Genomic DNA, 5,011 nt, shown 5'->3' on the forward strand with positions numbered 1-5,011 from the left:
CAAGCCTGTTGGGGCGATCATATACGAAAGGGACAGAACATGGCACGAGCCCAGGGGGCGCGGGCGCAGATGGCGCTGGCGTTCGAGACGACATACGGCACGCCGCCTGTGAGCGGCTTCACCAAGATGCCCTTTGCCAGCACGACGCTGGGAGCCGAACAACCGCTGCAGACCTCGGAACTGCTGGGTTACGGCCGCGATCCGCAGGCGCCGATCAAGGATGCGGTGACGGCGGATGGCGATGTGGTCATCCCGATCGATGCCGAGGCCTTCGGCTTCTGGTTGAAGGCCGCTTTTGGCGCGCCCACCACAACGGGTGCCGATGCCCCCTTCACGCATCAGTTCCGCTCCGGAAACTGGGCACTGCCCAGCTTCTCAGTCGAGACCGGCATGCCAGAAGTGCCGCGCTATGCGATGTATTCCGGCTGCATGGTGGACAGTCTGAGCTGGCAGATGGCGCGATCAGGGCTGCTGACGGCCACGGCCAGCATCGTGGCGCAGGGCGAGGCCATCGCCACGACAAGTGCGGCGGGCACGTCCGCCAATATTGCCCTGAAACGCTTCGGCCACTTCAACGGGGCCATCACGCGGAACGGGGCCAATATCGGGAACGTTGTCTCCGCCGACCTGACCTATGCCAACAATCTCGACCGCATCGAGACGATCCGCGCGGATGGCAAGATTGATGGCGCGGACCCGTCGATTGCAGCACTGACCGGCACTATCGTCGTGCGCTTCGCGGACCAGACACTGGTGCAACAGGCGATCAATGGCGAGGCCTGCGAGTTGGAGTTCTCCTACACGCTGCCGACGGGCGAGAGCCTGACCCTCACCGCGCATGCCGTTTATCTCCCACGCCCCCGGATCGAGATATCCGGCCCGCAGGGCGTGCAGGCGACCTTCGACTGGCAGGCTGCCAGCGATCCCGTGGCGGGCCGGATGTGTACGGTGACCCTTATCAATGACCGCGAGGTGTACTGAGCATGCTGCGCCTGAACCTTTCCACTGAGCCGCGCTGGCTCGACCTCGGCCATGGTGTGCGGCTGCTGGTGGAGCCGCTGACCACCGCGATCATGTTGGCCGCGCGCAGCGACCCAACGATCGTCGCGGCCGCCGGTGATGCTGACGGGAGCGCCTCCAACGATGACCTCGCGCGCATCGTGGCCAAGGCCGTTGCGCGCATCGTCGTGAAGGATTGGGAAGGCGTGGGCGATGAAGACGGCAAGCCACTGCCTCTCACGCCTGAGGGCCTCGACGCGCTCTTGGAACTCTGGCCGATCTTTGAGGCGTTCCAGACGAAATACATCGCTGGCGCGCTCATTCTGGACGCGGAAAAAAACGCCTGACCGCTCTCGCCGACTGGGAGTTCGGCGGGGGCGGTGACTATTGCGCGGCATGTTCCTCCGCATGCCCGGAATGTCCGCGTAGCCTTCATAAACCGCTGACCCTCGAGGGCTGGCAAGTCTGGGACCTTGTCCAGCGCCTCGGTGGGCAGGTTCGGGTTGCCGGCGGGATGAGCGGCGGCGCTGTCCTCGGCTGGGACATGGGTGCGGCCCTGCAAATCGGCGCAGCCCTGGGGCTCTCGCCCCTCATCATCGCGGAACTCCTGCCGCCCATTGAGGCGGTGATGGTGCGCAAGACCAACGAAGAGGCGACTGGCTCAGGCAGCCTCGAGGGGTTTGATGCCTGAGACGTCGATCGTCTCGCGGGCCCGAGCCAGATCCCACGCGCGCTGGAGGTTCATCCAGTACTCTGGGGTCGTGGAAAAGAACCGCGCGAGCCGCATGGCCGTATCAACGGTGATGGCGGTCTGGCCTTTGACGAGGCGCTCGATCCGGGTGCGAGGCACATCGAGCTTTGCAGCAAGGGCGATGGCACTCATCTCGAGCGGTACCAGATACAGCTCGGCCAAGACTTCGCCGGGATGGGACGGATTGGTCACGAGGCTCATGTTGGCTCTCCTAGTGATAGTCGACGATCTCGACCTCTGCAGGTCCTTGATCGGTCCAGATGAAACAAATGCGCCATTGTCCGTTGATGCGCACCGAGTGTTGTCCCGCGCGGTCGCCGCTCAGGGCTTCAAGATGATTGCCCGGCGGGAACCGTAAATCTTCAAGAACGACTGCAGCGTCCAGTGCCGAAAGCATAGCGCGCGTGCGTTTGACCAAGTCAGCGGGAAAGCCTTTGCCAAAACGGTCCTGAACCGCTGCGGCGGCGAGCTTTCCACGTGTGCTAACGATCATGCTCTCATGTATCATGAGTTGATACATTTTGCAAGGACCCCTTATGGCTACGAAACAAGTCTCCGTCCGCCTCTCCGCGACGGGCGGGCGCCAGGTGCGTGCCGAACTCGAGGGCGTCGGCGAGGCTGGTTCGCGTGGGTTTGGTCGACTTAGCCGTGAACTGGACCAGGCCAACGCGCGCATGGCCGCCTTCGCACGCCGGGCCCGGATCGCGGCGACGGCTGCTGCCACGGCCCTTGCTGCTGCCGTCGTCTCGATGACCCGCTCGACGGTTTCTGCCGCCAACGAAATCAACCAGCTCTCCCAGGTCGCCAATGCCAATCCAGAGCTGTTCCAGCGCTGGTCGGCCGCTTCGGCCACAGTCGGCATCGAGCAGGAAAAACTCGCCGATATCCTGAAGGACGTGAACGACCGGGCGGGGGATTTCCTGCAGACGGGCGGCGGTCCGATGGCGGATTTTTTTGAACACATCGCGCCGCGCGTGGGCGTGACGGCCGATCAGTTTGCGCGGCTTTCGGGGCCGGAGGCGCTGCAACTCTATGTCTCGAGCCTCGAGCGCGCGGGCGTCAGTCAGCAGGAGATGACCTTCTATCTCGAGGCCATGGCGTCCGATGCCACGCGGCTAATCCCAATCCTGCAAAACGGCGGCGCAGAGATGACCCGGCTTGGCGCACAGGCGCAGGCCCTTGGGGCGGTGCTCGATGCAGATGCCATCGCCGCCATGCGCCGCTCGGAACTCGCGCTGGTCAGCATTGGGCAGGTCTTCACCGGCGTGCGCAATCGGATCGCTGTCGCGCTGGCGCCCACGCTGGAGGCTGCGGCCAATGCGTTTGTCGCCCTTGCGTCCAGCACCAGCCCGATTGCCCAAGCCTTTGATGCGGTGCTCGCCAACCTTGATCGGCTTGCTGTCTATGCCGGGACCTTCGCCACCTTCCTCGCCGGACGCTGGGTGGCCACTATGGCGGCCGTGGCACTCTCTGTCCGAGGTTTGGCCACCACGCTCGTTGTGCTGAAAGGTGCCCTCATCCGCACCGGCATTGGCGCTCTGATCGTCGGCGCGGGCGAACTGGTCTACTGGTTCACGCGTCTGGCGTCTGGCGCGGGCGGCATCGGCGAGGCCATGGGTCTGTTGAAGGATGTCGCAGTCGAGGTCTGGGACCGGATCAAGATGGGCGCTTCGGCCGCGGGGGCTGCAGCCACCGCAATGTTCTACGATCTTAAGGCCGATGCCGCTTTCGGGATAGCCGGGGCCATCGAGAGTGTCGTGGCTTTTGGCAACACCACTGCCAACACCTTCGAGGGCGCGCTTCTCGCTGTGCGCGAGATCTGGTCGCGCTTGCCGGATGTGATCGGAGATCTGGTCTTCTCGGCTGCAAACCGCATGCTTGACGGGATCGAAGCCATGCTGAACGGCGCAATCGCCCGGATCGACGCCTTCACAGGAAACATTCGCGATGCGCTGGCGGCTGTCGGCATCGAGACCAGTTTTGGCGAGATCGGTGAACTCAGCCTCGGCGATATCCCGAACCCGTTCGCCGGGGCCTCGGCGGAGGCCGGAACGGCTGCAGCGGATGCGTTCCGGCGGGCCTTCGAGGACAACCCTCTCACCTCGCCCGACCTCGGCCTCGATGCGATCGCTGCCGAGGCGCTGGCAACAGCCAACACCTACCGCCAGGCGGCGACCGATCTCGCCAATGGCGCAACCGCCCCGCTCACCTCCTGGGGCGCGCTGCGCGATGCCGTGGCAGGCACCGGCGAAGACGGTGCGGCGGCCCTCGACGAGGCCACGACCTCGGCCGATCGGCTGACGGAGGCCATGGAGCGGGCCGGAGATGCTGTGGGCGGCAGCGGGTCTGGTGGTGGCGCGGCTGAGAAGATCGTGACCGGCTGGCGTGCCGTGTCAGACGCCCTGAAGTCTTATGCCACCGACGCCCTGAACTGGGGCAAGGGCCTCGGCGAAACCTTGTCCAGCGCGTTCAGTGGCGCGGAAAGCGCGTTCCGGAGCTTTGTTGAAACCGGCAAGTTCGACTTCAAGGGCCTCGTGCGCTCGATCTTGGCGGACCTTGCAGTTCTGTCCTTCAAGCGCGCAGTGCTGGGGCCCATCGCCAATGCGCTGGCGGGTGTTTTTGGTGGCGGTACGGTCGCGGCGGCCGTTTCGCATGCCGGCGGCATGGTTGGGATCTCCGGCCATACGCGGTCTGTACCCGCAGCGGTTTTTGTCGGTGCGCCACGCATGCATGGCGGTGGCACCGTGGGGGCGGCTGGCTCCTGGGCCGGATTGCGGCCCGATGAAGTGCCTACCATTCTGCAGCGGGGTGAGCGGGTCCTGTCGCGCGCGGAGGTCGCGCGCGGCGGCGGACGCCTGCCACCGGTCGCGGTACATCTCAATGTGGATGCGCGGGGCGCCCAGATGGGCGTGGCTGAGCAACTGGCAACCGTCTTGCGCAATGCCCAGCCCGAACTGGAGCGCATGGCCGTGGCAGCGGTCGGCACGGCCATGCGCCGGGGGCGTCTGGCATGAGCGTGATTGTGGAACTGCCGCGGACCTGGGTCGCGGGGCTGGAACGCCGGCTGGTGAGTGCGACGAGCCAGACGCAGTCGCCCTTTACCGGCACCACGGAGGTGCAGGACTGGGGCGGCGAATGGTGGGAATATGATATCGAGTTCGCGGCCCAATCGGGGCCGCTCGCCCGCTCGGTCTCCGCGGCGCTGACCGCGCTCGGCTCGGGGCGCGGCCTTTTGCTCTTCGCCGATCCCTCGATCGAGGC

6 protein-coding genes and 1 pseudogene are annotated in these 5,011 nt (G+C 65.5%); 5 read left to right on the plus strand and 2 right to left on the minus strand.

Annotation, left to right across the window (positions count from 1 at the left end; all coding sequences use genetic code 11):
* The first annotated feature begins 39 nt into the window (after positions 1-39).
* The 3 genes from P0X85_RS14845 (at position 40) to P0X85_RS14855 (ending at position 1,690) form a co-directional block, all read left to right on the plus strand.
* Positions 40-981: a phage tail tube protein gene (locus tag P0X85_RS14845; protein WP_275815085.1), complete on the plus strand. Its 942-nt coding sequence runs from the start codon at positions 40-42 to the stop codon at positions 979-981.
* A 2-nt stretch (positions 982-983) separates the two neighbouring features.
* Entirely contained in the window at positions 984-1,346 is a 363-nt protein-coding gene (locus P0X85_RS14850) for a hypothetical protein (RefSeq protein ID WP_275815088.1), read from the plus strand.
* A gap of 167 nt (positions 1,347-1,513) precedes the next feature.
* Positions 1,514-1,690, plus strand: coding sequence for a DUF7697 family protein (locus P0X85_RS14855; RefSeq protein WP_275815092.1), 177 nt, complete (start codon positions 1,514-1,516; stop codon positions 1,688-1,690).
* On the opposite strand, the gene P0X85_RS14860 is transcribed toward P0X85_RS14855, so the two are convergent.
* Together P0X85_RS14860 and P0X85_RS14865 are read right to left on the minus strand one after the other, a co-directional pair.
* Positions 1,661-1,951, minus strand: coding sequence for a HigA family addiction module antitoxin (locus P0X85_RS14860; protein ID WP_173496031.1), 291 nt, complete (start codon positions 1,949-1,951; stop codon positions 1,661-1,663). The genes P0X85_RS14855 and P0X85_RS14860 overlap by 30 nt on opposite strands.
* Before the next feature lie 10 nt (positions 1,952-1,961).
* Positions 1,962-2,270, minus strand: coding sequence for a type II toxin-antitoxin system RelE/ParE family toxin (locus P0X85_RS14865; protein ID WP_254449905.1), 309 nt, complete (start codon positions 2,268-2,270; stop codon positions 1,962-1,964).
* Between the two features lie 16 nt (positions 2,271-2,286).
* On the opposite strand from P0X85_RS14865, the gene P0X85_RS14870 reads away from it, so the two are divergent.
* Positions 2,287-4,764, plus strand: coding sequence for a phage tail tape measure C-terminal domain-containing protein (locus tag P0X85_RS14870; protein ID WP_173496032.1), 2,478 nt, complete (start codon positions 2,287-2,289; stop codon positions 4,762-4,764).
* A pseudogene (locus tag P0X85_RS14875) lies at positions 4,761-5,011 on the plus strand (hypothetical protein); the annotation flags it as partial. The gene P0X85_RS14870 and the pseudogene P0X85_RS14875, both read left to right, overlap by 4 nt.

It is taken from the genome of Pseudothioclava nitratireducens (assembly GCF_029210495.1).
Taxonomy (GTDB): domain Bacteria; phylum Pseudomonadota; class Alphaproteobacteria; order Rhodobacterales; family Rhodobacteraceae; genus Pseudothioclava; species Pseudothioclava nitratireducens.

Coding starts and splice junctions, on each gene's coding strand:
- P0X85_RS14845 (WP_275815085.1), top strand. CDS start 40: ATGGCACGAGCCCAGGGGGCGCGGGCGCAGATGGCGCTGGCGTTCGAG.
- P0X85_RS14850 (WP_275815088.1), top strand. CDS start 984: ATGCTGCGCCTGAACCTTTCCACTGAGCCGCGCTGGCTCGACCTCGGC.
- P0X85_RS14855 (WP_275815092.1), top strand. CDS start 1,514: ATGAGCGGCGGCGCTGTCCTCGGCTGGGACATGGGTGCGGCCCTGCAA.
- P0X85_RS14860 (WP_173496031.1), bottom strand. CDS start 1,951: ATGAGCCTCGTGACCAATCCGTCCCATCCCGGCGAAGTCTTGGCCGAG.
- P0X85_RS14865 (WP_254449905.1), bottom strand. CDS start 2,270: ATGTATCAACTCATGATACATGAGAGCATGATCGTTAGCACACGTGGA.
- P0X85_RS14870 (WP_173496032.1), top strand. CDS start 2,287: ATGGCTACGAAACAAGTCTCCGTCCGCCTCTCCGCGACGGGCGGGCGC.